Annotated in this window: 1 protein-coding gene; it reads left to right on the forward strand. The window is 66.2% G+C overall.

The genetic code is table 11. From position 1 onward, the window contains the following. Positions 1–8: 8 nt before the first annotated feature. A complete protein-coding gene (locus tag WEB61_RS09520) occupies positions 9–1427 on the forward strand; it encodes an FAD-binding oxidoreductase (protein ID WP_368064104.1) in 1419 nt (472 codons plus the stop codon). The last annotated feature ends 258 nt before the right edge of the window (positions 1428–1685 follow it).

Raw genomic sequence — 1685 nt, forward strand, 5'->3', positions numbered from 1 at the left:
AAACACAGATGCCCAAACCCACCCCCGAAACACTTGCGCGGATGAAGGATGTCGTCGGGCCGAAGGGCTTTGTCGATGACGCGGCCGAGATGGCGCCCTATCTGGTGGAGCGGCGCGAGCTTTATGTCGGGCGGGCGGCGGCGGTGCTGAAGCCGGCGACGACGGCGGAGGTTTCGGCGATCCTCAGGATCGCGCATGAGACGGGGACCGCGATCGTGCCGCAGGGCGGGAATACGGGGCTCGTCGGCGGACAGATTCCCTCCGGGACGGGCGAGGAGGTCGTGCTGTCGCTTTCGCGCATGAACCGCGTGCGCGCGCTCGATGCCGGGAACAATACGCTCGCGCTCGATGCGGGCGTGACGCTGGCGGCGGCGCAGACGGCGGCGGAAGAAGCGGGGCGGCTTTTTCCGCTGAGCCTTGCCTCCGAAGGGACATGCCAGATCGGCGGCAATCTCTCGACCAATGCCGGCGGCACGGCGGTGCTGCGCTACGGCAATGCGCGCGATCTCGTGCTCGGGCTCGAAGTCGTGACGGCAAGCGGCGAGGTCTGGGACGGGATGCGCGGTTTGCGCAAGGACAATACCGGCTACGACCTGAAGCAGCTTTTCCTCGGCTCGGAGGGCACGCTCGGGATCATTACCGGCGCGGTGCTGAAACTTTTCCCGCGGCCGCAATCGCTTGCGACCGCTTTCGCGGCGGTGCCGGATGTGGCATCGGCGGTGAAACTGCTGCGTGTCGCGGATGCCGTGTCGGGCGGCATGGTGACGGCGTTCGAGCTGGTGCCGCGGATCGGGCTCGAATTCGTGGTTTCCCATGTGGAGGGCGCGAGCGATCCGCTGCCCGATGTTTCGCCCTGGTATGTGCTGATCGAGATGAGCGCGGGGAGCGCGACGGCGGGGCTCGACGAAACGCTGGAAGCGGTGCTGGCCGAAGGGCTCGAACAGGCGCTTTTGAGCGATGCGGTGCTGGCGCGGTCGGAAGCGCAGCGTGCGGATTTCTGGCGTCTGCGCGAGACGCTGTCCGAGGTGCAGCGGCTCGAAGGCGGCAGCATCAAGCATGACGTTTCGGTGCCGGTGTCGGCGATGGGCGCTTTCATCGCGCGGGCAACGGCGGAGGTGACGCGCGCGATGCCGGGGGTGCGCGTGGTGGCGTTCGGGCATATCGGCGACGGCAATGTGCATTTCAATCTGAGCCAGCCCGCCGGCGCCGATAAGGCGGCGTTCCTCGCGCGCTGGGGCGAGATGAACGCGCTGGTGCACGGGATCGTGCGCGAGATGGGCGGCTCGATCAGCGCCGAACACGGCGTCGGCCAATTGAAGCGCGACGAGATCGCGGCGACGAAAGCGCGCGTCGAGATCGAAACGATGCGGGCACTGAAGCGGGCGCTCGATCCGAAGGGGATATTGAATCCGGGGAAGGTTGTTTAGGGAAGGAAGGGTTTCACGCGGAGGCGCAGAGAAGGTTTGATGGCGCTTCCGCCTTCGCCAAGGCTACGGCGGACAAGTCGGCGGACAAGCTGGCGGACAGGTCGCGCCGGAAGAGGGTTTTGCGTTCGCCACGGCATTCATCCCGCAACGGATGTCATCCCGGCACTTGTTGCGCTCTCGTTTTCCTCACACCTCTCCCCCACTCGTCTTTGCCGGGCTTGTATGGGCGTTTTCTGCTTTTCTGTGAGCGCCGGAGGA

The organism is Parvibaculum sp., from assembly GCF_040882025.1.
In the GTDB taxonomy this organism is placed as follows: Bacteria; Pseudomonadota; Alphaproteobacteria; order Parvibaculales; family Parvibaculaceae; genus Parvibaculum.